Source organism: Verrucomicrobiia bacterium, from assembly GCA_023953615.1.
Lineage (GTDB): Bacteria > Verrucomicrobiota > Verrucomicrobiia > Limisphaerales > JADLHS01 > JADLHS01.
This window is the reverse complement of sequence record JAMLJH010000002.1, coordinates 607,666-632,544: the sequence shown is the minus strand read 5'-3', so window position 1 is coordinate 632,544 and position 24,879 is coordinate 607,666. Positions and strand designations below refer to the sequence as shown.

The 24,879-nt window shown below is 57.8% G+C and carries 19 protein-coding genes; 7 read left to right on the top strand and 12 right to left on the bottom strand.

All coding sequences use genetic code 11. The features are described 5' to 3' along the window. Positions 1–40 precede the first annotated feature (40 nt). The 3 genes from cyoE to M9920_13045 all read right to left on the bottom strand — a co-directional run bounded on the left by cyoE (position 41) and on the right by M9920_13045 (position 2,946). Positions 41–940: a heme o synthase gene (cyoE, locus tag M9920_13055; protein ID MCO5053220.1), complete on the bottom strand. Its 900-nt coding sequence runs from the start codon at positions 938–940 to the stop codon at positions 41–43. A 6-nt stretch (positions 941–946) separates the two neighbouring features. Next, positions 947–2,161, bottom strand: a complete 1,215-nt coding sequence (locus M9920_13050; GenBank protein MCO5053219.1) for a COX15/CtaA family protein — start codon at positions 2,159–2,161, stop codon at positions 947–949. Positions 2,162–2,226: 65 nt separating this feature from the next. Beyond that, entirely contained in the window at positions 2,227–2,946 is a 720-nt protein-coding gene (locus M9920_13045) for a hypothetical protein (protein MCO5053218.1), read from the bottom strand. 199 nt (positions 2,947–3,145) lie between these two features. On the opposite strand from M9920_13045, the gene M9920_13040 reads away from it, so the two are divergent. The 3 genes from M9920_13040 (at position 3,146) to lnt (ending at position 7,300) form a co-directional block, all read left to right on the top strand. After that, positions 3,146–4,435: an acetylornithine transaminase gene (locus M9920_13040; GenBank protein ID MCO5053217.1), complete on the top strand. Its 1,290-nt coding sequence runs from the start codon at positions 3,146–3,148 to the stop codon at positions 4,433–4,435. A gap of 161 nt (positions 4,436–4,596) precedes the next feature. Further along, positions 4,597–5,493, top strand: a complete 897-nt coding sequence (argF, locus tag M9920_13035) for an ornithine carbamoyltransferase (protein ID MCO5053216.1) — start codon at positions 4,597–4,599, stop codon at positions 5,491–5,493. Positions 5,494–5,653: 160 nt separating this feature from the next. Next, the gene (gene lnt / locus M9920_13030; GenBank protein ID MCO5053215.1) at positions 5,654–7,300 is read left to right on the top strand and encodes an apolipoprotein N-acyltransferase; all 1,647 of its coding nucleotides are present in this window, start codon (positions 5,654–5,656) and stop codon (positions 7,298–7,300) included. On the opposite strand, the gene M9920_13025 is transcribed toward lnt, so the two are convergent. After that, the gene (locus M9920_13025) at positions 7,291–8,430 is read right to left on the bottom strand and encodes an HRDC domain-containing protein (protein ID MCO5053214.1); all 1,140 of its coding nucleotides are present in this window, start codon (positions 8,428–8,430) and stop codon (positions 7,291–7,293) included. The two genes, lnt and M9920_13025, sit on opposite strands and share 10 nt — an antisense overlap. A gap of 60 nt (positions 8,431–8,490) precedes the next feature. On the opposite strand from M9920_13025, the gene M9920_13020 reads away from it, so the two are divergent. Beyond that, positions 8,491–9,990 (top strand): long-chain fatty acid--CoA ligase, encoded by a 1,500-nt coding sequence (locus tag M9920_13020; protein MCO5053213.1) that lies wholly within the window; start codon positions 8,491–8,493, stop codon positions 9,988–9,990. A 30-nt stretch (positions 9,991–10,020) separates the two neighbouring features. Here the strand turns inward: M9920_13020 and M9920_13015 are convergent, their stop codons facing one another. From M9920_13015 to M9920_13005, 3 genes are read right to left on the bottom strand one after another with little or no spacing between them, the layout of a single operon-like run. Continuing rightward, on the bottom strand, positions 10,021–10,836 hold the full coding sequence (locus M9920_13015; protein ID MCO5053212.1) for an ABC transporter ATP-binding protein: 816 nt from the start codon (positions 10,834–10,836) through the stop codon (positions 10,021–10,023). Further along, the gene (locus M9920_13010) at positions 10,823–11,620 is read right to left on the bottom strand and encodes an ABC transporter permease (GenBank protein MCO5053211.1); all 798 of its coding nucleotides are present in this window, start codon (positions 11,618–11,620) and stop codon (positions 10,823–10,825) included. The genes M9920_13015 and M9920_13010 overlap by 14 nt, the downstream gene beginning before the upstream one ends. Next, a complete protein-coding gene (locus M9920_13005) occupies positions 11,617–12,666 on the bottom strand; it encodes an ABC transporter substrate-binding protein (protein ID MCO5053210.1) in 1,050 nt (349 codons plus the stop codon). Before M9920_13005 ends, M9920_13010 begins: the two co-directional genes overlap by 4 nt. A gap of 272 nt (positions 12,667–12,938) precedes the next feature. Here M9920_13005 and M9920_13000 point away from each other — a divergent pair, with 272 nt between their 5' ends. The 3 genes from M9920_13000 to M9920_12990 all read left to right on the top strand — a co-directional run bounded on the left by M9920_13000 (position 12,939) and on the right by M9920_12990 (position 16,693). Then, complete coding sequence (locus M9920_13000) at positions 12,939–13,793, top strand: hypothetical protein (GenBank protein ID MCO5053209.1); 855 nt, start codon at positions 12,939–12,941, stop codon at positions 13,791–13,793. A 92-nt stretch (positions 13,794–13,885) separates the two neighbouring features. After that, positions 13,886–14,530: an HAD family hydrolase gene (locus M9920_12995; protein MCO5053208.1), complete on the top strand. Its 645-nt coding sequence runs from the start codon at positions 13,886–13,888 to the stop codon at positions 14,528–14,530. Between the two features lie 90 nt (positions 14,531–14,620). Further along, positions 14,621–16,693, top strand: coding sequence for an ATP-dependent helicase (locus M9920_12990; protein ID MCO5053207.1), 2,073 nt, complete (start codon positions 14,621–14,623; stop codon positions 16,691–16,693). Positions 16,694–16,758: 65 nt separating this feature from the next. Here M9920_12990 and recJ read toward each other — a convergent pair whose 3' ends face one another. From recJ to fusA, 5 genes are all read right to left on the bottom strand, one after another. Further along, complete coding sequence (gene recJ / locus M9920_12985) at positions 16,759–18,510, bottom strand: single-stranded-DNA-specific exonuclease RecJ (protein ID MCO5053206.1); 1,752 nt, start codon at positions 18,508–18,510, stop codon at positions 16,759–16,761. Between the two features lie 12 nt (positions 18,511–18,522). Then, the gene (locus M9920_12980; GenBank protein ID MCO5053205.1) at positions 18,523–19,515 is read right to left on the bottom strand and encodes a TerC family protein; all 993 of its coding nucleotides are present in this window, start codon (positions 19,513–19,515) and stop codon (positions 18,523–18,525) included. A gap of 102 nt (positions 19,516–19,617) precedes the next feature. Further along, positions 19,618–22,152, bottom strand: a complete 2,535-nt coding sequence (gene secD / locus M9920_12975) for a protein translocase subunit SecD (GenBank protein ID MCO5053204.1) — start codon at positions 22,150–22,152, stop codon at positions 19,618–19,620. Between the two features lie 8 nt (positions 22,153–22,160). Next, positions 22,161–22,502, bottom strand: a complete 342-nt coding sequence (gene yajC, locus M9920_12970; GenBank protein ID MCO5053203.1) for a preprotein translocase subunit YajC — start codon at positions 22,500–22,502, stop codon at positions 22,161–22,163. Positions 22,503–22,644: 142 nt separating this feature from the next. After that, positions 22,645–24,831, bottom strand: coding sequence for an elongation factor G (gene fusA / locus M9920_12965; GenBank protein ID MCO5053202.1), 2,187 nt, complete (start codon positions 24,829–24,831; stop codon positions 22,645–22,647). Positions 24,832–24,879: the final 48 nt, after the last annotated feature.

Here is a 24,879-nt window from a genome sequence, read left to right as displayed (position 1 = left end):
CACGCCCGAATGGGAGCAAATCCGTTTTGGTGAGGTTGCCTTATTGTTTATCAATGGCCAGCGCCACTAATAATAACGCGAGGTAAACGATCGAGGTGCGAAACAATTTTTTGGCACTGCGCATATCCAAAGTTCGCGCGAACTGAATCGAGCGCAGCAGGTACAATCCGCCCAGCCCCAGAGCCGCCGCAAAATACAACCACCCCGCCAAATGCACCAACGTCGGCATGAGACTGACCAACAACAACACCGCAGCATTGCCGATCGCCTGTTGTGCGGCGCGATCGCCGCTTGGTTCCACCACCGATACCATTTTGTAGCCGGCGCGGGCGTAATCATCCTTGTAAATCCAGGCAATGGCGCAGAAGTGCGGCAATTGCCAGAGCACAATGATGGCAAACAACACCCACGCTTCGGTGCTCAATTGACCGCGCGTCGCCGTCCAGCCCATCAAACAGGGTAGCGCGCCGGGAACGGTCCCCACCGCAGTGTTCCACCAGGTCAGACGCTTTAGCGGCGTGTAAATGAACAAATAGCTGATGAAGGAAATGACTCCCAGCACGCAGGTCAGCGGATTGACCAACGCGGCGAGGTAGATCGTTCCCATCAATGCACAAGTGCCGCCAAACAACATCACCGTCAAGGGTTGCAATCGGCCCGAGGGCAGCGGGCGCCCCGCAGTACGCCGCATCCGCGCATCGTGCTCGCGCTCTAAAAATTGATTCAATGCGGCCGCGCCACCCGCGATCAACGCGGTGCCCAATACGGCGTGGAAAATTATTACGTACTCCGCACCAAATTGGTCACAACCGAGATACGCGCCCGCCAAGGTGGTGACCAACACCATCAGAACCAATCGCGCTTTGACCAAATCCGCATAGACGGAAATCCATCCTTTGGTCGAAGTCGCGCTGGTAATTCCTGGTATTACAGAGTTCATCTACAATTACGTCGTGACGGAACGAGGCGGGGTCGAGGGAGAATGAGCCATCGAACCGGGAGCTTCGCCGCAAGCAAAACGCCGGTAATAAATAAAACAACCGAACCCGCCTGTCACGAGCGAAAGTGCGCCGACCAAAACGTGTCCGGTGGCCACGTCGGCGGCTTTGTTGGACCAAATCGTCCATGCCCCCAGCGCCACCTGCACTAAAATTAATCCCAACCAGCATTGCGCCAATCGTTTCATCGCGCGATCGCGCGCCAGCCAAACGCACCGCCCCACGGCCGCCAAAATCAGCAAAGCAACAATGCGATGCGCCAGTTGCAGTTCAATTTGAAAGGCGGTAATGGGGTTCACCGCGGTCACTTCGAGCCGCTTCAAATTATATTCGGCCACGGCGGCGGAACTCATGTCCGGCCAGATTTTTCCGTAGGCCAGCGGAAAATCGGGGATGCTCAGACCCGCATGTTGATGGCGCATGGTCGCACCGAGGAGAAGTTGCAAAAATATCAGAGTCGTGGCCGCCACGAACCAGGGCCGCGCCCGAAACGAAGTGATCTGCGCGGAGGGGGCGTGCCACCAGCGACTGGTCATCAAGGCAATAACCGCCATCAACACAAGGAACAATTGTCCCAAGCAGCCGTGGAAGATTCCCAAAATGGTGCCGAGTCGCACCCCGGCAAAAACGCCGGCATCCAACACCACCCGCAAACCGCCGAGCAAACCTTGCAACTGCACCAAACCAAAGGCGATCCAGATCAGCATTGGCAGACGGTCGGGTGCAGCGTGGTTTTTCGTCCAGACCAATCCCGCCAGCAAAACCACACCGCCGATTCCTGAAAGAAAATGCCCCGCGCCTTTCCAATCGGCGCCCAATCTCAATAAAGCCAGCCCCAGTAAAATTTCCGCAAGCCCGATGAAGAGCAGCGGCAGTTGGGATTTTTTTCCGCCCAACCAGCGCGTCAGCGCCACCACCAAGAGGCCCACCAGCGAGGCCCATAAACGGTGGGTGTGTTCATGAAAAATCCCGCCAGTCAGCCAGGTGGAAATCGGCAGCGCAAACATGTTGTAACCGTAACTGGTCGGCCAGTCAGGCACCGCCATGCCCACGCCGTGACTGGTGACCAACCCGCCCATGCCCACCAGCCCCAAAGTGGCCAGCGCCGTGAACACCGCAAAGCGATGTAACCACGGCTTATATGCGGTTGCAGAAGAAACCATGAGGCGCGCCGGAAAAAGAAAACCGCTGCGGTCCTGACCACAGCGGTTTTCTGAAAGCAACTACTTCACTTTACTTCGGCCGCGAAATCCACTTTCGCACCGTCGGCCGTTACTTCAATGTCCTTCACAATACCCTTGGGAGCGGCTTTCCGATGGTAGGCCACCAGCTTGTATTTGCCGGGCGGCACGTCTTTGATCGTGAACGAACCATCCGTGCCCGTCACCGCGAAATAGGGATGATCCACCACGGTCACCCAGGCAAACATCCACGGATGCACGTCGCATTTGAAGCGCAGGAACTCTTCCGCATTCGGAATTACAAAGGTGAGGTCCGGTCCACCAGCCAACTGCGCGCGATTCTCTTCCTTGTTCCCCGCAGCCGTCGGCGTGGTATGCACGTTGTGCATCACCGGGTCAGAATTTTTTACCACGATTTTCTGACCGGTCTGCACCGCAAGAATCTGCGGCGTGTAAATACATCCGATTTGATCCAACTCAGCGGGGCCAGCCGTGGCGCCGGTGGATTTACCCTTGAGACTGTCGCCTTGCAACACGACCACTACATCGGACAATTCCTTGTTCGGTCCCACCACGAAAAATTGCGTTTTGGGTGTCGGTCCCGGATGCAACTTGCCGCACTGCGCGTCGTCTTTGAGCGGCGTGATTTCCTTCTCTGGCGGCGGGTTGCCGACCAGTGTAACTTTCCCAGTGATATTTCCAGCCGTCGCCATTTGAAACGCGATAGCCAGGCTACCGACTGCGGCGAGTGTTCGATTCAATTTCATATTTTTAAGTTCTGGTATTTCTAAAACCAACAGGGCATCTTATCAACCGATGGGATTTCAGGCAAGTATTCGAATCTATATTCATTCAAGCTCATTTTAGTTTTGATGCCAGCTAATTGACCCGATAATTCAATCGCTGATTTCGCTTTTCCTGACCGGTAACAATCCCTGAACATCCAACTTTTATCGCTGATCCAGCATGAACGAAACTGCTCTTCCATCTCACCCGATTTCCCACAACACCACAGACGCAAAAATCCGCGAGCTATTCAACCAGAACGTCATTCCGAGTTATGGCCGGCTCGATCTCACCCTGAGTCACGGCAGCGGCAGCCACGTTTACGATGTCAACGGCCGCCGCTATCTCGATCTCGGTGGCGGCATTGCCGTCTGCTCATTGGGCCACGCGCACCCGGCCATGGTGGAGGCGCTCACCGAGCAGGCGCGCCGACTCATTCACGTTTCAAATCTCTATTATACCGAACCTCAAGGGCGACTGGCCCAGGCGCTGGTTCGATTGATTGGTCCGGGGAAATGTTTCTTTGCCAACAGCGGCGGCGAAGCCAATGAAGGCTTGTTCAAGCTCGCGCGAAAATTCGGTCACGACGAAGGCCGGTTCGAAATCCTCACGACGGTCAATTCCTTTCACGGCCGCACGCTGGCGGGGATCGCCGCGACCGGACAAGACAAGGTGAAAAAAGGGTTTGAACCCATGGTCGCCGGCTTCCGCCAGGTGCCCTACAACGACCTGGCCGCGATGCGAGCGGCGCTCTCACCGGCCACCGTCGCCATTTTGGTGGAGGACGTTCAAGGCGAAGGCGGAGTGACCCCCGCGACGGCGGAATATCTGCTCGGGCTACGCGCGTTGTGCGACGAGAAAAAACTGCTCCTGCTTTTGGATTGTGTGCAAAGCGGTCATTTTCGGAGCGGCCGTTTTCAAAGTTTTCAACGGATTTTGGAAAACACACCCGGCGGTGAAAAATTTTTGCCCGACGGTGTCTCCATGGCCAAATCACTCGGCGGAGGGTTTCCCATCGGCGCGTTTTGGGCGCGCGCACCGTATGCGGATCTGCTCAGTCCCGGAACGCACGCCACGACTTATGGCGGCTCTCCCCTGGCCTGCGCGGTGGCGCTCAAGGTTTTGTCCGTCATTGAAAACGAAAAACTCGCGGACAACGCGCGACGCATGGGCGAGTTCCTCACCGCGGGTTTGCAAAAAATCATCCAGCAACATCCCCGACTATTTCGCGGCGTCCGTGGTTTTGGTTTGATCCTGGGACTGGAACTCGCCGACGACGTTCCGTCGCTCAACGTCGCCGGAAAAACGCCCGCAGCCGTCATGACCGCGAAAATGCAGGAGGCCGGACTTCTGTTGATCCCCGCCGGCATGCGCGTGCTGCGGATTCTTCCGGCGCTGAATTTGTCCAAAGCGGACGCGGAAGAGGGACTGGCGATTATCGCCAAGGTCGCCGCCGCACTTGACGCATAAGGGATTTGCGAGCGTCCATTTCAGCGTTAAAAAACGTCGCCAACCGCTTTGATAAAATGCCGCTCGAGCTTCACCAAACTTGAATCTGCAGTCACTCGCCACTATAAAGTATTGTCTCTGACTGATTAAGACCGGGCCATACGCCTTGATTACCAAAGAACGTGAAACATTTGTTAAGCATTGAGCAGCTTTCGCTGCGCGACATAAACGCAATTCTCGCTGACGCCGTTGTGATGAAACGCACCCGCGGCCATCACCGCGCCAAGCCACTGGCCGGCCAGACATGGGCGCTGATTTTCGCCAAAGCCTCGACCCGGACGCGGATCTCCTTCGAGGTCGGAGTCAGCGAACTTGGCGGGCGCCCGATGTTTCTTAACACCCTGGACATTCAAATGGGGCGCGGCGAACCAATCAAAGATACCGCCCGCGTCATGGGCCGCATGATCCACGGCGCGATTTTCCGCACCTTCGCCCAAACCGACGTGGAAGACTTTGCGCGCTACGCCAAAATTCCCACCATCAACGCGCTGACGGATCAGGAGCATCCGTGCCAGATCCTCGCCGACCTGCAAACGATTCTGGAGAAGCGCAAATCACTGCGCGGTTTGGTCGTCACCTTCATCGGTGATGGCGCCTGCAACGTGCCCATCTCCTGGATTTTTGCCGCGGCCAAACTGGGATTCGAATTACGTATCGCTGCGCCTAAAAAATTCCAACCCAGCCCGACGCTGCTAAAGCGCGCGGGGGGAAATATCATTTGCACGACCGACCTGCGAGCCGCCGCGCGTAACGCCGATGTGCTTTACACTGACGTCTGGGTTTCCATGGGCAAAGAAGCCGAAGCCGCCGCCCGCACGAAAGTGCTGAAACATTATCAAATCAATCGCGCCTTGGTGAAACTCGCCCAGCCCGACGCCCTCGTCATGCACTGCCTCCCTGCCTATCGCGGCAAGGAAATTGACGACGAAACTTTTGAAGCGCACGCCGACACGATTTTCACTCAAGCCGAGAACCGCCTGCACGCCCAGAAAGCCGTACTCAAGTGGGCGGTCAGTTGAACCGATGAACCGGCGCGAGCGGTGATTGCATCGCCTCGTAATTCGGCTTTGTTGTCGCCGAAACATCCGGCTGAATGGCACGCCACCACTCTTTCCGATTCCGGCGGCTTGCGTTGGACGCCTCAATTCGCGCAAGCTCAAGTGATTGAAGGTCCTGGCGTTGATTAGAAAATTCCATCGCCATCTGCTCGCCGTGTTGGCGGGAGTGGTGCTGGCTCTCGCTTTTCCCAAGTTCAATTTAGCCGGGGCGGCTTGGGTCGGTCCGGCGTTGCTGCTGGCCAGCGCGCATGGGTTGACTCCGGGTGCGGCCTGGCGCATCGGCTATCTCAGCGGTCTGGTATTCTGGCTGACCACACTGAGCTGGTTGCTGGCGATTCCCGTCACCGGCTTTCCCATACTCGGCTGGGCGGCGTTATGCGCTTTTCTGGCGATCTACCCGGCCACCTGGGTTTGGTTTCTGGCGGGGCGGATTGGACGCGGCACCTGGTTGTGGCGTTGCTTCTGGTGTCTGAGCGGCGCCGCGGCGTGGGTGGCATTGGAAATGATTCGCTCCCGCTTGTTCAGCGGTTTCCCCTGGTCGCCTCTGGGCGCGACGCAATGGGAGTTGACGCCGCTCATCCAAATCGCCGCCGTCACCGGCGTTTACGGAGTTTCCTTCCTCGTCGTGTGGATGGCGCTGGCGTTCTATTCCAGCGTCGGAACATTGCTGCGCAATCCCACCACGCGCTACATCTGGCTGGGCGAAATCATCTTCCCCCTGATCGTTGTTATCGTCGTCTTCAATCAAGGACTGTCGCGACTCCACCAAATGCCGGCCGAGGAAGCGGCATTGCGCGTCACGTTGGTTCAACCGTCCGTGCCACAGACCATGATTTGGAATCCGGACGAAAACTCGGCCCGTTTTGACCACCTCGTGTCATTAACGAAAACCGCGCTAACGAACAAAACCGACCTGCTGCTCTGGCCCGAAGCCGCAGTGCCCGATCTGGACTACGACACGTTTGCAACCATCACGAATCTGGTGCGGCACCGCCACGTCTGGATGCTGTTCTGCGCGGACGAAGTGCGACCGAAGCTCGGCCAGACGACGAGCAGCAACGCCTGGGAAGTCTTCAATTCCGCCCTGTGGCTAAACCCGGCGGGCGCGCTTACCGGCAGTTATCACAAACGCCAGCTCGTGATCTTCGGTGAATACGTCCCTTTGATTGACTACCTGCCGTTCGTGAAGTGGTTCACGCCCATCACCGGCGCCTACACCCCCGGACGGGAAGTGACACAATTCAATTTGGAACACCCCTTTGCCACGCACGACGTTCCTGACTATGAGGACTCTCCCGATCCAGAAACCGAATTGGTCGCACCGGCGCACACCCGCCTCGCGCCGTTGATTTGCTTCGAGGATGTCTTTCCTCACCACGTTCGCGAACATGTAAATGCGGAAACTGATTTATTGGTGAACCTGACCAACGACGGCTGGTTCGGCGACGGCGCCGCGCAATGGCAACAGGCGGCCAGCGCAGCCTTTCGCGCGGTGGAAAATGGCGTGCCGCTGCTGCGCGCCTGTAACAACGGAGTGACGTGCTGGTTCGACGCGGCGGGACGGATGCGTGAAGTCTTTCAAGATGCGGAAGGCAGCGAATACGGCCCGGGATTCGCCCATTGGCGGGTCACTTACGCGCCGGCGGCTAAACGCGCTCCAACGCTTTACAACGCCGTCGGCGACCGTTTCGGTTGGAGCTGCGTGGCGTGGTGCGGAATTTTGCTCTTGGAGCGTTTCAAACCCTTCCGTAAACGGCGTCAGGCGTGATCCAACAACGCGCGCTGCCAGTTCATCAATTGCGGCGCGTGCTGATCCCAGTCGTGCGCCAATTCTCCCAGCAGGGTGCGATTGGCGACGATTGAAGCTTCCAGGCCCAAGGCCTGCGCCGCCCGATCGCGCCGCGCTTCCAATTCCTGATAACGACGGCGCTCGGCTTCGGATGGACGCCGCGTGCGGTTGCGCAAAATTTGTGGAAACGCGTCAGGCGATTGCTTGAGCGCGGCGTGAACCGTTTTGCTAATCCCCTCCCGTCGTCGGGGTGAAAGATGACGTGGAAATACCAATTCCAAAGACTGCTGAGTCACCGCCGCTTGCGCCAGAGCAATCAACTTCTCGTGCGCGAGAATAAAAAATGGAGGGCGATTGGCCCTGAGCGCCTCGCCTTCGCGCCAGTGCCATAACGCTCGCAACACCGCCAAGCCGGCGCGGTTCAACGCATGCGCGCCCTTGATCCGCCACACGCGATCGGGGTCCTCTTCAGATGGCCGCGTACATTCTTCGATTAAACGCGCGCACCATTCGCGATGCCAGTCGAGCCGATGCTTCTCGGTCAACGCGCGAGTCAAATGATTCGCCAGCAGCTTGAGATGGTGCGTGTCGTTGAGCGCGTAAGTGATCATGCGCTCGGTCAACGGTCGCCGCGCCCAATCCGCTTTCTGTGGTCCCTTGTCCAGTTTGATGCCTAGGATTTGTTCCGCCAAAGCGCCAAGTCCAAACTCGCGGTAGCCGAGTAACCGCGCCGCCAGCATCGTGTCAAAAATCGCGTCGGGCTTGAACGCGTGATGCTTGAAGAGCAGCCGCATGTCGTAATCCGCCGCGTGCATGATGAGTTGGTGACCGGCCAGCGCCTGGAGCAAGGGGCTGAGGTCTCCGACGGCGAGCGGATCAATCAAACGGTCGCCGATGCCCGTCGTGATTTGGATCAGGCAAATTTTTTCCGGGTAAGCGTGCAAACTGTCCGCCTCGGTGTCCACCGCCAGCCAATCCGCCGCCCGCAGCGCCGGTACCAGCCCCGCCAACTTCTCTTCCGTATCAATCACGCCGCGCCATAAAAGGCCAAAGATACCCTCAAAGTCAAAATCGTTTTCCAGAGCCGGATCAGAAATCCGCCGCGCCATCCGTCGCACCCCGTCGAGCAACCTTGCAAACCGACGGCCAAAAAGTTTACAGTTTCGCCCATGAATTTATCTGAGGCCTTCGCCCAATCCGTGCAAACGCGCGCCGGCAAAATCGCGATTTACTGGGACACCAGCGAATTCACCTTTGGCGCGATCTGGGCTCAAGCGCTGGCCGTGGCGACAGAATTGACCGGGAAATTCGGCGTCAAATCCGGCGACCGCGTGGCGCTCTGGCTGAAAAACCGGCCCGAGTTTGTTCCCTCGTATTTTGGCATTCTCGCAACGGGCGCCGCCGTGGTGCCGATCAATAACTTTCTGAAACCTGCCGAGGTCAGCTTCATCCTCGAAGACGCGGGTATTAACCTGCTGATTACGGATGAGGAATTGGGAGCGGCGGCGGCAACGCTGGCGGCAAGTCGTCCGGGTTTGCAAATCGCCAAGGTGGAAACCCTGACGGCCTTCACACAACCAGCACCGCAAGGAACTCCGTCGCTGCCGGACGCCGCTCGGCAACGCGCCGAATCGGATCTGGCCGTCATCATTTACACCTCCGGCACCACCGGCAAACCCAAGGGCGCCATGCTTTCCCACGGCAATCTGCTGCACAACGTGGCGGGCTGTCAGAAGGTGCTCGAAGCCATGGAATCCGATCGCTATGCCGTCTTTTTGCCGTTGTTCCACAGTTACATGATGACGGTGGGCATGTTGCTGCCGATGCTCGTGGGCGGCAGCATGGTGTTGATCAAATCGTTGAATCAACCGCAGCAGATGTTGCGGGAGATGTATCAGCGCCAAGCCACGGTGTTACCGGCCATTCCACAGTTTTATCGAACCCTCACCCATGCGCAGTTGCCCGCCAAACTCCCCTTCCGACTTTGCGTCAGCGGTGCGGCGCCGTTGCCGGTTCAAGTGCTGAAGGACTTTGAAGCCAAGCACCACATCCCGTTGATCGAAGGTTACGGCCTGAGCGAAGCAAGCCCGGTGGTGTCGAAAAACCCGCTGCACGGTGTGCGCAAGCCCGGCTCGATCGGTCTGCCGTTGCCCAATCTGGAACTCACGATTCAAGATGACGAGGGCAACATTTTAGGCCCCAACACGACTGGTGAACTCTGCGTGCGCGGCGGCAACGTCATGTTGGGTTACTGGAACAACCCCGCGGAAACCGCGCGTGCGCTCCGGGACGGCTGGCTGTTGACGGGCGATATCGGTTATCGCGATGACGAAGGTTATTTCTTCATCACGGATCGCAAGAAAGACATGCTGCTCGTCAATGGCATCAACGTCTATCCGCGCGAGGTCGAGGAAGTGATTTATCAATTCCCCGGCGTGAAAGAGGCGGCGGTCATCGGCGTCACCGACGCGCGTAAAGGTGAACAACCGGTCGCTTACGTCGCCACTGCCGACGGGACCACTCTGGACGAAACGGCACTGGTGAGATTTCTGCGCGAACGCCTGGCCACTTACAAAATCCCGCGCCACATCACCGTCGTGCCCGCACTGCCGCGGAACGCCACCGGAAAAATCTTAAAGACCGAACTGCGCAAGCTGGCCGGCGCTTGAAGCCGCCACACCCCCGGCAATCCGGGAGCCTCACGACTCGTTGGCCAGCGCTGGCGCGCGCGGTGAAACCTCCCGTTCGTCCCCGTAGGCGTCCATGCCCATGATGGAAAAAATCTGGTCGCGCGTGGCGAGATACTCGGACGTATCCAAATCACGCGGACGCGGCAAGTCAACCGTCACCTCCGCCTGCACGGTGGCCGGACGCCGGCTCATCACCAAAACGCGATCCGCCAGTTGCACCGCTTCCTCGATGTCGTGCGTAACAAAAATGATGGTCTTGTGCTCGGCCTGCCAGATGCGGATCAAGTCGTTGCGCATTTTGAGACGCGTTAAAAAATCGAGCGCACCAAACGGCTCGTCCATGTAAAGCACGCGCGCCTCAGCCGCCAAAGCGCGGGCGATCTCCACCCGCTGCCGCATTCCACCGGAAAGTTCACGCGGGTACGCCGTTTCGAAACCGGTCAAACCCACCATCTGCAGATAGTGTTTCACCCGCTCCGCGCGTTCGGTTTCAGGCCGAGATAACAAACCGAAGCCGACATTCTGCTCCACGGTCAGCCACGGAAAAACGCCGTTCTCCTGAAAAACAAAGATGCGCCCCGGGTCCGGTCCCGCCACCAGTTCACCCTCCACCCGCACCACGCCGCGCGTTTCCTTGAGAAACCCGCCGAGGATGTTGAGCAGCGTGGATTTGCCACAACCGGAAGGCCCGACAATACAAACGAACTCGCCCGCTCGAATATCGAAATTCACGTTTTCCAAAACGTGGATCGCCTGCCCCGGCGTCTTGCCGGGAAAAGACATCCACGTATCGCGCACCTGAATCAGCCGTTCACTGTTGTCCATATCCCCACCGCACTTCATCGAATTTCTCCAAACGTCGCACCAACAAATCCAGGAACAGACCGATGATACCGATTAAGACCATGCCCGCCACCACCAAATCGTAACGCTTGCCGGCATTGCGCGCGTCAATGATGAGGTAGCCCAGCCCCGAATTGACGGCGATCATTTCCGCCGCCACCACCACCAGCCAGGCCACGCCCAAGGCGATGCGGACCCCGGTGATGATTTGCGGCAGCGCCGCCGGAAAGATGACGCGACGAAACAACCGAAAACCGCGCAACCCAAAATTCTGCGCCGCCCGGATATAAACGGATTGCATGTTCTGCACGGCGGCCATGGCCGAAACGGTGATGGGAAAAACGCTCGCGAGAAAAATCAGAAAGATCGGCGCGCTATCCTTGACCCCAAACCAAAGGATGGCCACTGGAATCCAGGCGATGGGCGAGATTGGACGCAAAATCTGGATCATGGGATTGATCGCCAGAAACGCGGGACGAAACCAGCCCAGCATCAATCCCAACGGAATGCCCACCACCACGGCGCAACTGAACCCCCAGCTCACCCGAAACAACGACGCAACGATGTATTTCACCAGCAATCCGTGGCGCGCCAATTCCACGATCCCATAAAACACTTCCAGCGGGGTTGGGAACAAATCGCTACCCGACCAGCGCACCGCCAGATGCCAGCCCACCAGAAACCCAACGACCACCAGTGCGGGCAAACCGACGTGGGCGCCCAACCAGGCGGCGGAATTTCCGGTGCGATTGGGATTCGTGCTCACTTCTTCACCTGAAAGGACGGGACGTGGATCGCTTCCGACTCGGGTGCGAAGGAGTCGTCCACATAATCATCGAAATGCGCCGTGCCGTTAAGCATACCGGCTTCTTTGGCCAGTCGTTCGATCTCTTCGAAGTCCGGGCGCAACGGCTGGAGGCGGCTGTAAGTCACGCGATCCGGCGGTTTGCTGAGCACGTAACTGAGCAAGCGCGGGTTCTGATTGTAATAATTCTTGGCCACGAACTGCGCGGCGTCCAGGCGATTGGTCAAACTTTGATCAATCCATTTGCCGCTGGACGCAATGCCGTCCACGAGCCGTTGAATTTCGGCGCGGCGGGTTTGAATGGCGCTTTCATGCACCGCCAGCACGCAAGAAATGAAACCCGGCCAGACATCTTTCGCCTGGAACAAAACCCGACCGTAACCGTCCAACTCGGTCTGCCCCATGAACGGCTCGCCGGAAGTGATCGCATCCACCGAGCGGGTTTGCAGTGCTGCCGGCATGTCCGGTGGCGGCATCTCCAGCACCGTCACGTCGTTAAAGGTCAGGCCCACCTTCTTCAGCTCGCGATACAAAATGAGCTTTTGATTCGCATACCGCCCCGGAATGGCAATGGTCTTGCCGCGCAAATCCGCCGTGTGAAAGATATTGGAATCCTTATGCACCACCACCGCCGTGCCGTCGCGATGCCCCAAATGGACGATCTTGATTTTCACGCCCTGTTCCCGCAACGCGATGGCCATCGGCGCGAGAATGAACGTGGCCGGCATCTCCTCGGGACGGCCGAGGAACATCTCCTTCAGTTCCGCAAACCCGCTGAAGCGTAACGGTTGAAAGAATCCGTGTCCTTCAATATTGCGATTAATGTAATCGGTCACCGGACAGGTCAGGTGGCAGGTGACGGGAATGAAGCCCACGCCCAATTGCTGCTCCCGGGCGCTTCCCGCGGGTTTGCGCTTGAACCACTGCAAGTTCAACGCGCCGTGCAGCACCGTGATCGCAATCAACCACAGCACCGCCGTTCCAACAATGGATTTACCTAAACGCACCCGTTTCAGTCTGCCTGAACGGTGGTTGAAATAAAATCTTATTTGGGAAGCGCTGAGACGCGCGCAAAGTCCGACCGCTGCCGCCGCGCAGTGTTGGCAAGGTGATTTCGAGGATTTTACGCCATAATCCCCAGCCGGAACCCAACTTTGAACCCGGGCCATCATGCGGCGAAGCCGTGGTGCGACACGACGGGATTTCCGCAGAATTCCCGAGTGGATTCCGGGCAATTCCTAGCTGCATTGCTCCGTGGTTTTCTCTATCGTGACCGAGCATGTTCACAATAGTGGCCACCGACGATCCGCGCGCCGTCAAATCCGAAGTACAAACGGCGTATCTGAGCATGTACCCTGAAGGCGATCCGCAATTCGTGAATCGCGTCTTCGGCTGGGTGGAAGACAGCTTCTCCGGGCAACATCCGGATTACCAGGCCAGCGATGCGCGCTACCACGATTTGGAGCATACCTTGCAAGGCACGTTGTGCTTCGTTCGGCTGCTCCACTGCCGCGCCAAGGCCGGAGCCACCCCGACGATTTCACAGCACAACTTCGAGCGCGGTCTGATCGGCATCCTGCTGCACGACACGGGTTACTTGAAACGTCGTCATGATCTGGAGGGCACGGGAGCGAAATATACGGCGACGCACGTTTTGCGCAGCCTCGAATTTACCAATCAACTCCTGGCCCGCAAGGCCTTCCCCCTCGCCGACATCCGCGCGGTGCAGAATATGATCCGCTGCACCGGCATAGATGTATTCTTGGAAAGCATTTCTTTTCTGAGCGCGGAAGAGCGGCTGGTCGGCCACGCGTTGGGCACGGCAGATTTGCTGGGGCAAATGGCCGCCAAGGATTACGTGGAGAAACTGCCGATCCTGCACGCCGAATTTCAGGAAGCCGCCCGCCACGACCGCGGCCACACCGATTTCATCACCAAGTTTGGCGGCGCGGAGGAATTGATTTCCCGTACTCCCGCGTTCTGGCGCGATTACGTACTGCCGAAATTACAAAAGGAGTTTGACGGCCTGTACCGCTTCTTGAACGACCCTTACCCCGACGGTCGCAATTGGTACATCGAACAAATTGACGCCAACATCGAGCGCATTGAGAGCCAGTTCGCCGCCAAGCGCTGAGGCTTCGCGAGTCAGCGCAACGCTCCCCACTCCAATCCGCAAGGTTCGTCGCCACATTTGCTCCTGCGCCGATTTCGCCGCATCATCTGCTCATGATCAAGGCTTTGATTTTTGATCTGGATAGTTGTCTGGCGGCGGCGACCGAGATCGGCGCGGCCATCGTGGCACCGATTTTCAACGCCATTCGTGAGGCCAATCAGGGTGACGTGCCCTCCGCTGATCTGGAGGCGGCGTTCACGGACTGTTGGCGTTTCCCCTTCGATTTCGTGGCGGAGAAATATGGATTTTCATCGGCAATGCGCACCGCTGGTTATCGCGGTTTTAGCCAACTGGAAATCACCCAACCGTTGCACGGCTACGGCGACCTTGCAGTGCTCGAAGACCTGCCGGGAAAACTTTTTCTCGTTACGTCGGGCTTTCGTCGGTTGCAGGCCAGCAAAGTGCGCGCACTCGGCCTGACCGCGCGATTCACCGATATTCTCATTGATGCGATTGACGCAGGTCCGACTCAAGGCAAGCGCCCAATCTTTGAAACGATTCTGAGGGAGCATCAGTTGAAGCCGGACGAAGTTCTTGTGGTGGGCGATAATCCCGATTCCGAAATCGCCGCCGGCAATCAATTGGGCATTACCACCGTCCAAATCCTTCGTCCTGGCGTGCCGCCTGCGGATGCGGCAACGCATCGCGTTCGTGATTTGCACGAACTAAAGGCGCTTTGCGCCACCCGGCGTGCCTGAGTTTGACCACCGTTTCTCCGCGATGAATTAAATGCCGTCGCCCTCATTCCGAATCTTGGAAATGGAGGCCACGTCCCCTACGCTGTCCGTATGTCGCGTGATTACGTCCTGCGGCCGTTTCAATCCGAGGTCCAACTCGCGATTGATTACGCCAAGGAACTGAATCCCCAGCAATGTGCCGCCGTCACCGCTCCGCCCGGAGCGGCGCTCGTCATCGCCGGCGCAGGCTCGGGCAAGACCCGCACGTTAATTTATCGCGTTGCCTACCTGCTCGAACAAGGCATTCCCGCCGACCGCATTCTGCTGCTGACGTTCACGAACAAGGCGGCGGGTGAAATGATGCGGCGCGTCGCCGAGCTGCTCGGGCAGGAATTGACCGCGCTCTGGGGCGGCACCTTTCACTCCATCGGCAACCGGATTTTGCGACTGCATGCGCCGCAGCTCGGCTTCGGTCGCGATTTCACCATCCTGGATCGCGAAGACGCCCGGCATCTGATCGGCACCTGCATCACGGAGGCCCAGATTGATATCAAGGCCACGCGCTTTCCCAAGCCCGAGGTGTTGGGCGATATTTTTTCGCTCGCATTGAATCGCCAAAAATCAGTCGCGGAAATTCTGGGTACGGAGTACGGCTACTTCGATACACTCGCGCCGCAAATTGAAGCCGTGGGGCAAAGCTACGTGGCCCGCAAACGCGCCACCAACGCCATGGACTTTGATGACCTGCTGAGCCTCTGGCTGCAACTGTTGCAAACCCAACCGGAGATCTGCGAGCTTTACCAGCGGCGCTTTCAATTCATTCTCGTGGATGAGTATCAGGATACGAACAAACTGCAAAGCCACTTGATTGATCTGCTGGCGGCCCGCACCAAAAACGTCATGGCGGTCGGCGACGACGCGCAAAGCATCTATGCGTGGCGCGGGGCTGATTTCCAAAATATTCTCAAATTTACCGACCGGTACCCCCAGGCGAAAATTTATCGGATTGAAACCAATTACCGCAGCACGCCGGAAATTTTACGAGTAGCGAATGCGGCCATTGCGGCCAACACCGAACAGTTCACCAAAGTGCTGACGCCCGCCCGCAAGCCCGGCGATAAACCGGTGCTGGTTGCGTGTCAGGATGCCGGACAGCAGGCGACCTTTGTCGCCCAACGCGCACTGGAGCTGCGCGACGCGGGCACGCCACTGAACCGCATGGCCGTGCTGTATCGTTCCCATTTCCACGCGCTCGAACTGCAACTCGAGCTGACGCGCCACAACATCCCGTTCAGCATTACCAGCGGCATCCGCTTTTTCGAGCAGGCGCACATCAAGGACATCGCGGCCCATCTCAAATTCGTCACCAATCCGCGCGACGAATTATCCTTCAAACGCCTGGTGTTGCTGCTGCGGGGCATCGGCGGCAAAGGCGCCGAAAAGTTGTGGAAACATTTCTCGGCCGCCCTGCCCGCCGCCGAAATCAGCCAAACACCCGCCGCGACATCCGAAGCCCCGGCGGAGGCGGATTCAAACTCATCCGTGGTTCCGTCGTTGGCGGTGGCCCTGCAAAAATGCGCGACGGTGGTTCCCAAGAAGACAGCTTTGGCTTGGGCGCAATTCGTTACGACCATTGCGCAACTCGAATCGGCGGACGTGCGCAACCATGCCGCCAAAATGATTGCCGTGACCATCGAAGCCGGCTACGACGATTATCTGAAGGAAAACTTTGCCAACTATCGCTCCCGGCTCGACGACCTGAAACAGCTCGGCGTCTTTGCGCAACAATTCGCCACGGTGGCGGAATTTCTGACCCAAATGGCGTTGCTCACCAATGTCGAAGCCGAGGACCATCAGCAAACGCCCGATCGGGATGACGAGAAGATCCGCTTGTCCACCATCCATCAGGCCAAGGGACTCGAGTTCGACGTGGTCTTCAGCATCATGTTGTGTGACGGACTCTTCCCCTCGGCTCGTTCCATGGAAACCGACGCCGGGTTGGAGGAAGAGCGCCGCCTGTTTTACGTGACCATTACGCGCGCCAAGAATGAGTTATACCTCTGCTATCCGCTATTGCGCGCCGGTTTTGGCGGAGAAGGCGTAACGCTGCAACAGCCTTCACGCTTCCTCAGCGAAATTCCGAAAGATCTGTTGGATGAATGGAATCTCCAGTCGTTTGGATGAATCGGAAAATGCCACGGGCGCAGGGATAACTTCGTCGGCACGGGCCAGGCAACGCCGTCGTTGACTCAACGCGCCGTTGCGGCTGGCCGCCAATCCAAGACTTTCAACTGCACCGAGCGACGTTCCTTGTATTCGTTGATGCGCGGCACGAAGGCGAGATCAAACCGTCCCACCGGCAGGTGGCCATTCCCGGCGTTCCACCAAATGGCTTCGTGCGAAACCGAACCATCCGTCACCCACATTTTGACGTGTTGTCGCTCGGCTCCCACCCGACGCAGCGGGCGCTGGTGCGATAGATTGGTGGCATAGAATTGCAGCGGCGGATTTTCCTGCCCCATCGGCTTCATCTGTTCCAATTCGGTCAGCAGCGCCAGCGAAAGGTCTTCCAACTTCACTGCGGCATCCAGGCGCAGGGGCGGTTGCAAATCCTCCCGCTTCAACGTGCGCCGCGCGATGTCATTCAACCGCGCGCGAAACGCGTCCAACCGGTCCGGTTGGATGGTGACTCCCGCCGCCATCGCGTGGCCGCCGTGGCGCACGAGCAGATCGTCACATTCGCGCAACGCCATGGCCAGATCGAAGCCCGCAACGCTCCGGCCCGAACCACGCCAGTTCTCGCCTTCACCGCCAATGATAAACGTGGGCCGATAAAACTCCTGCAAAACGCGCGCGGACACCACCCCCACCACGCCGATGTGCCAATGCAACTGCCCTTCCACGATGACGAAATCCGTTTCCGGATTGAAGCGCGCGCGAATTTGCGCGGACACTTCCTCGACGATGGTGCGCTCAATTTTCTGGCGTTCGCGATTTTGCGAATCCAAGCGCTGCGCGAGCGGCAGCGCTTCGTCCATCGTTTCGGCCAGCAACAAGTGCAACGAATCTTCCGCAGTTTCCAGGCGGCCCGAGGCGTTGAGGCGCGGCGCGAGTTGAAAACCAATGTCGAAGGTGTCGAGCACTTCGGGAGACTGCGCGACCTGCTTCAGGGCCATCAGTCCCGGACGGCGGGTGGTGTTCAATCGTTCAAAACCGGCCGCAACCAAAATCCGGTTTTCGCCGATCAGAGGGACCAGATCCGCCACCGTGCCCAGCGCCACCAAATCCAGAAAAGTGCGCACGTCAAAGTCGTTCGCGCCCGGCAGATTGATTTCCCGACCGCGCTTGACCAGCGCGTGCGCCAGTTTGAAAGCCAGTCCCACCGAGCACAATTCGGTGAACGAGCCCATCGCTTCACCGTCAGGCCTCGCGGTGTCCGGCGAAGCCGCGCGGGGATTGACCAACGCCAGGGCGGGCGGCGCCGGCGTCGAGATCTGGTGATGATCCAGCACAATGACATCCACGCCGCGAGCGTTCAGCCAGGCGATGGTTTCGCCGGCCGTGGAGCCGCAATCCACCGCCAATAAAATTTTGGCGGGATATTTGTGCAGGCAATTTTCCACGCCCTCGCGACTCAAGCCGTAGCCTTCATCCAGCCGGCGGGGCAGATACGCGTTCACCGCCCAGCCCAAGGCGCGCAGCGTTTGCAGCAATAACGTGCTGGAGGTGACGCCGTCCACGTCGTAATCACCAAAAATCACCAGTGATTCTCCCAGCGCACGGGCGTGAAGCAGGCGGATCACCGCCTGATCCATGTCGGGCAACAGAAAGGGATCGGCCAGGTGGCGCAATCGCGGTTGCAAGAAGCGCTGAATGGCGGCGGGTGTGCTCAAGCCGCGATTGATCAAACACTGCGTCAACAGCGGGGAAAGGTTCAACCGCGACGCCAACGGCTCAACCAACAAGGGTTGGGAGGGTGTGGGCAACCATCGGTATTTCATGGGGCTACAGAGTCACGACTCCGGGCGGTTTCGGCGAGTCTGTTTTTCGCGCCACTTGGAAAGGACTGAAAGCACCATGGAAATGGCGATGATGCCCGCCACGACCATCAGCGAGACGTTGCTGCTGATATGGACTTGGAACCACAGCGGCTCGGAGCCGGAGGGCGCGAGCAGCATCTTCACGCCAATGAACACGAGCACGAAGGCCAATCCCACTTTGAGATAACGGAAGTAACTGATGGCGCCGGCCAGGACAAAGTAAAGCGAGCGCAAACCGAGGATGGCAAAGACGTTTGAGGTGAAAACAATGAACGGCTGCGTGGTGATGGCAAACACGGCGGGAATGGAATCCAACGCAAAAATTAAATCGGTGGTCTCAACCATCAACAGCACCAGAGCCAGCGGCGTCAGCATCAAATGGCCTCGCTCGCGGATGACAAACTTCTGGCCGTGAAAATCGGCGGTGGTGGGGAGGAATTTTTGCACGAATCTGAGCGCCAGATTTTTTTGCGGGTGAACGCCATCGTGACCGGAGAACAACATTTTGATGCCGGTAAAAATCAGGAACGCTCCCAGCAGATAGAGCGCCCAACTGAATTTTCTGATGAAGGCGGCGCCGGCGGCGATCATTACGCCGCGCATGAGCAACGCGCCTAAAATGCCCCAGAACAACACGCGATGCTGATAAGGCGCAGGCACGCGGAAATAACTGAAGATCAGCGCGATGACGAAGACATTATCCAGGGAAAGCGAAAGCTCAATCACGTAGCCGGTGATGAATTCCACCGTCTCCCGCTTTTCCCAACCGGGAATGAGATGCGGCGCCAGGAACAAACCAAAGGCCAGGGAGAGAACCACCCACAAGCAGGTCCAGCTCAGGGCTTCCTTGAATTTTACGACGTGGGCCTGTTTATGAAAAACGCCGAGGTCCAGGGCCAGAAAGAACAGGATGCAGACCAAGAATCCACCCCAGTACCAAGGATTGATAGTGAGAGTGTCAGTCATGATTCAGTCGCCTTTCGCGCCACGAGCAACCCTATCATCCCCATCTCGGAGCGGATGGGAATTACAATTAAAACGTGGATTGGAATGGACCAACCCGGCTGCTCAAGCCTTGGCCGCCGCCGTGGCGCCGCCCCCGGAGGAAACCACGGGCGCACTGCCCAGCGCCGGACGTTGCCCCTTGTGCCACCACAGCACCAAGGCGCTCGCAATATAAATGGTCGAGTACGTTCCGACGATGCTGCCCACGAGGAAAGTGAAGGCAAAGTCGTTCACCGGCCCACCGCCAAAAATGTAGAGCGCAAGCGTCGCCAACACCACGGTGCCGGTCGTGATCAAGGTTCGGCTCAAAGTCTGATTGACCGCTTGATTGATCACCTCGCGGAAGGAGCCGCGCACGCCCAGCCGCAAATCTTCCCGGATTCGGTCGAAGATCACGATGGTGTCGTTGATGGAGAAACCGACGATGGTCAGCAGCGCCGCAATGACGGTGCTGTTCAGCTCCCGCGGCGTCATGAAATAAATGCCCGCCGTGATTAAAATGTCGTGCAAAATGGCGACGACCGCCGCGACGGCGAAGGAGAATTCATAACGGAAGGCGACATAGACCAGGATTCCGAAGAGTGCCAATAAAATGGAGGTGATGGCGCTGTTGCGGATTTCCTTGCCCACCAGCGGCCCGACCTTGTCAATGCTCTTCACCACAAATTCGGATTCAGGAAAAGTGGCTTGCAATTTTTCCACCACCAGCTTGTCAACATCGTTGACGTTTTCACTTCCCGCCGACTCACTGCCGCGCAAGGTCAATTGCAGCGCTTTCACCCCGCTGCCCAAATCGGATTGGTAGCTGATCATGGATTCGCCCACCTTAAGCTCATCAACCGCCGCCCGCAATTTCGCGGTATCCACCAAGTGCGCCTGATTCACCGAGAGCTGAATCGTGTCGCCGCCCGTAAACTCGACGCCGTAAATCCGGTTTCCTTTGTAAACCCCGAAGCCAAGGCCAATCACCATGATTGACACACTGGTGATCGCCAGCGGTTTGGCCCACTTGATAAAGTCCACTTTGGACGTACGCACCAGGTGCATCATCTTAATGTCCTTGATCAAGTTCTTGGCCAGCAACCAGTCAAAGATCAAGCGGGTGACGACCAGTGCCGTGAACAAGCTCGCGGTCACACCAATCGTCAGCGTCACGCCGAAACCTTTCACCGAGGCGGTGCCCATGAATATCAAAATCACGGAAGCGATCAGAGTCGTGAGGTTCGAGTCAAAAATCGTGCTGAAGGCCCGGTCATAGCCGGCGGCAATGGCCCCGCGCAACGATTTGCCCTTCTCCTTTTCCTCTCGAATGCGCTCATAAATGAGTACGTTGGCGTCCACCGCCATCCCGATGGTCAACACGATTCCCGCGATGCCCGGCAGAGTGAAGGTCGCGCCGATGGCGCACATGACTCCGAGCAAGATGACGATGTTCGTCAGCAGCGCGATATTGGCAATCACCCCCGCCACCCGGTAATAGACCAACATGAGCAACACCACGAGAATGACGCCTATTGCGGACGCCGTCATCCCGCTCCGGATCGAGTCTTTACCGAGGGTCGGGTCCACGTTCTTCGAGGACAGCAAGCGCAACGGCGCTTTGAGCGGATTTTCCATCACTCCCGCCAGCTCGCGCGCGCTGCCAACATCAAAATTGCCCGTAATCCGTCCGCTTCCCGTCAGAATTGGCTCGTTGATGTTGGGCGCGGAATATAATTGTCCATCCAGCACAATGGCCAGGCGGCGGCCTTTGTTTTCCTTGGTGACTTCGGCGAACCGTTCCGCGCCGGTGGGCGTCAATTCAAAATCAATTTCCAGCTCGCCCATGTTGCCGCGCATGGCTGCGGCTTTTTTAATGATGTTGCCGGTCAGCCCGGGTTCGCCCTTGCGCTTCACCACCACCTGCTCGAGCCGCTCGCCCTGGGTGGTGTGTTCCCGCCGTTTGAGCAACTCGTAACCCGGAGGAATTTCTCCCGTTTGCACCAATTCATCCGTGCGTTCGTGCGCGAGGCGAAATTCCAAAAAAGCGGTTTTCTGCAAATTGGTAACGGCGCGATTCCGGTCATCCTCCGAAAGCCCCGGCAGTTGCACCAGAATCCGGTTGTCGCCCTGCGGCAAAATCACCGGCTCGGCCACGCCGAATCGGTCCACCCGTTTCCGAATCACTTCCACCGCTTGAGAAACCGCTCCGGCGGTGTCGTTGGTCGAAAGCACACTCGTATCCAATTCCATGAGGAACGAGGTGCCGCCCCGCAAATCCAGTCCGAGTTTGATCCGGCCCGCCACCTCGCGTTGCAGGCGGTTCAGGATGTAAGTGGTCGGATTAGGTTGGCCCGCGGCGTTAAACGGGAAGAAGCCCGCGATGTCATTCGTGCCCACCGCCTCCAGCAGATTGCCGTATTGTTTGTTCGGCACGGTCTTTTCCAACTCGCGCGCGGTGGAAACGATGTTGGAAATGGTGGTGTCCCCGGGAATAACCCGCGCCTGCTTCTGAAACTGCGCGATCAGATCGCCCGTGGTGGGAGGATACGTTTCGTAAAGCGACCAGAGAATGAGTAGGATGACAATGGTCAACCGCCAGAATTTATTTCGGATCATGGGAAAAATCAGGACTCGCTTTTAGACTCGGACTTGCTGCCGCGCTCGGTGATTTCGGCCACCGCCGACCGCGTCAATTCCAACTTGGCATCGGCGGAGCGCAACGTCAGCGTGCTGTCACGAATGGAAAGCACCACGCCAATGATTCCGCTCGAGGTGAGCACTTTGTCACCGGGTTTGATGGTCTTGAGCATGGCGGCGTGCTGTTTGGCTTTTTTGGACTGGGAGAAAAACATGAACCCAATCATGACCACCATCAACACCAACATCGGCAGCATCGTCCAGGGTTGAGCCGTAGTTTGTGTTGCGCTGGCGTCGGCGAAAACCGCCGGAAATAAATCACAGTCCATATTTGAATAAACGGAGGTTCAATTTAAGAAAATCGCGACCGTTAGCAAGCGTATTACAAAGAATCTCCGCTTGGTTGTGCGGATAAACCGACAAAAAAGGCCGCGAAACGCGGCCTTTGAAATCAACCAGCGCGGGCAACGCTTAACTCCGCGCTGCCGGTCGGGCTTTGGCCGTATCCAGAATTTTCTCGGCGATGCTGTTGGGCACCTGCTCGAATGTCAGCGGCTCCATGGAGTAGGAAGCGCGGCCTTTTGAAAGCGAGCGGATGGCCGTCGCATAGCCGAACATTTCCGCCAACGGCACCTGCGCGTTCAAAATGGTCAGCCCTTGCTTCGCTTCAATGCCGTTGATGACGCCGCGACGACGATTGATGTCGCCCAGCAAATCACCCTGATATTCATCCGGCGTGGTGACTTCGACCTTCATGATCGGCTCCAGCAGGATTGGGCCGGCTTTCTTGAAGGCGTCTTTCAATGCAAAAATACCCGCCATCTTGAAGGCCAGTTCGTTCGAGTCCACTTCATGGAACGAGCCATCCACAACCTGCACCTTGAGGTCAATGACCTGGTAACCAGCGTAAACGCCGCCTTTGATGGCTTCCTCAATTCCGTCAATCACCGCAGGTATGTATTCCTTCGGAATCGTTCCGCCCACGATCTTATTCTCGATCTCGATCCCCTTGCCACGCTCGTTGGGCTGCACTTGGATGCAGGCATGGCCGTATTGACCGCGCCCACCGGATTGCCGGATGAACTTGCCTTCACCGTCGCTCGATTGCGTGATGGTTTCCCGATACGCAATCTGCGGCGCGCCCGCATTGGCTTCCACCTTGAACTCGCGCATCAAACGGTCGCGGATGATTTCGAGATGCAACTCGCCCATGCCCGCGATGATCAACTGCCCGGTTTCTTCATTGGTGAAGCAACGGAACGTCGGATCTTCCTCCGCCAGGCGCTGCAATCCTTCGGACATCTTATCGCGATCCGCCTTGGTCTTCGGTTCGATGGCCATGCTGATGACGGGTTCGGGGAAGGTCGGCGGTTCGAGGGTTACATCAAACGCCTCATCGCACAGCGTGTCGCCCGTGGTGATGTTGCGCAACCCGACCAGCGAAGCAATTTCGCCGGAATAAACCCGGTCCACGTCTTTTCGTTCGCCCCCTTGAATCACCATCAAACGGCTCACCCGTTCGCGCTTGCGAGTGCGCGGATTGTAAATTGAATCTCCTTTACCCACGGTGCCGGAGTAAACGCGGAAGAACACCAGCTTGCCGGCATACGGGTCCGTCCAGAGCTTGAACGCCAGCGAACAGAATTTCTCGTTATCGCTGGTGGGCACTTCGACCGGATTATCCGTGCCCGGCTCGATACCTTGCGCCGACGGAATATCCAGCGGGCTGGGCAAATAATCCACGACCGCATCCACGAGCGGCTGCACGCCTTTCTTCTTGAACGACGAACCGCACAACACTGGAACCAATTCCATTTTGCAGGTAAGCCGCCGAATGGCCGCCTTGAGCGACGCCGCATCCACCGGCTTTTCCTCGAGCACCAATTCCGCGATGGTATCGTCCTTGTTGGAAACTGCGTCCACCAACTCTGCCAGGGCGGTTTTCGCGCGCTCCTGTTGCTCAGGGGCCAAGTCCCGAACCTCGTATTTCAAGCCTTCATTTTGCGCTTCACCAACTCCCCACACGATGGCTTTTTGGTTAACGACATCAATCACGCCCTCGAGTTTATCCTCCGCGCCAATGGGCAGCATGATCGGATAAGCGTTGGCCTTCAACTTGGTCCGCATGTCGTTGATGACATTGGCAAAGTTGGCCCCGGTGCGATCCATTTTGTTGACGAAGGCGATCCGCGGCACCTTGTATTTGGTGGCCTGCCGCCACACGGTTTCCGATTGCGGCTGCACTCCGGCAACCCCACAGAACACCGCCACGGCGCCGTCCAGTACGCGCATCGAGCGCTCGACCTCCGCGGTGAAATCCACATGACCGGGAGTGTCAATGATGTTGATGCGTTGTCCGACACCTTCAAAGGACTTGTACAAACCCGCCTCAGCTTTTTGCGTCCAGAAGCAGGTGACCGCGGCCGAGGTGATCGTAATGCCCCGCTCCTTTTCCTGCGCCATCCAGTCCGTCACCGTGTTGCCGTCATCCACGTCCCCGATTTTGTGCGTGACGCCGGTAAAAAACAGGATGCGCTCGGTCGTCGTCGTCTTGCCGGCGTCAATGTGCGCGGCAATGCCGATATTACGGGTGTGTTCCAGCGTGTATTCGCGGTTGGGCGAATTCAACGATTTCGTTTCTGCTACAGGTGCGGTCATAATTATGTCTGTGGTAAAAAAAACGCCCCGAGCCAATGGCTCCCGGGG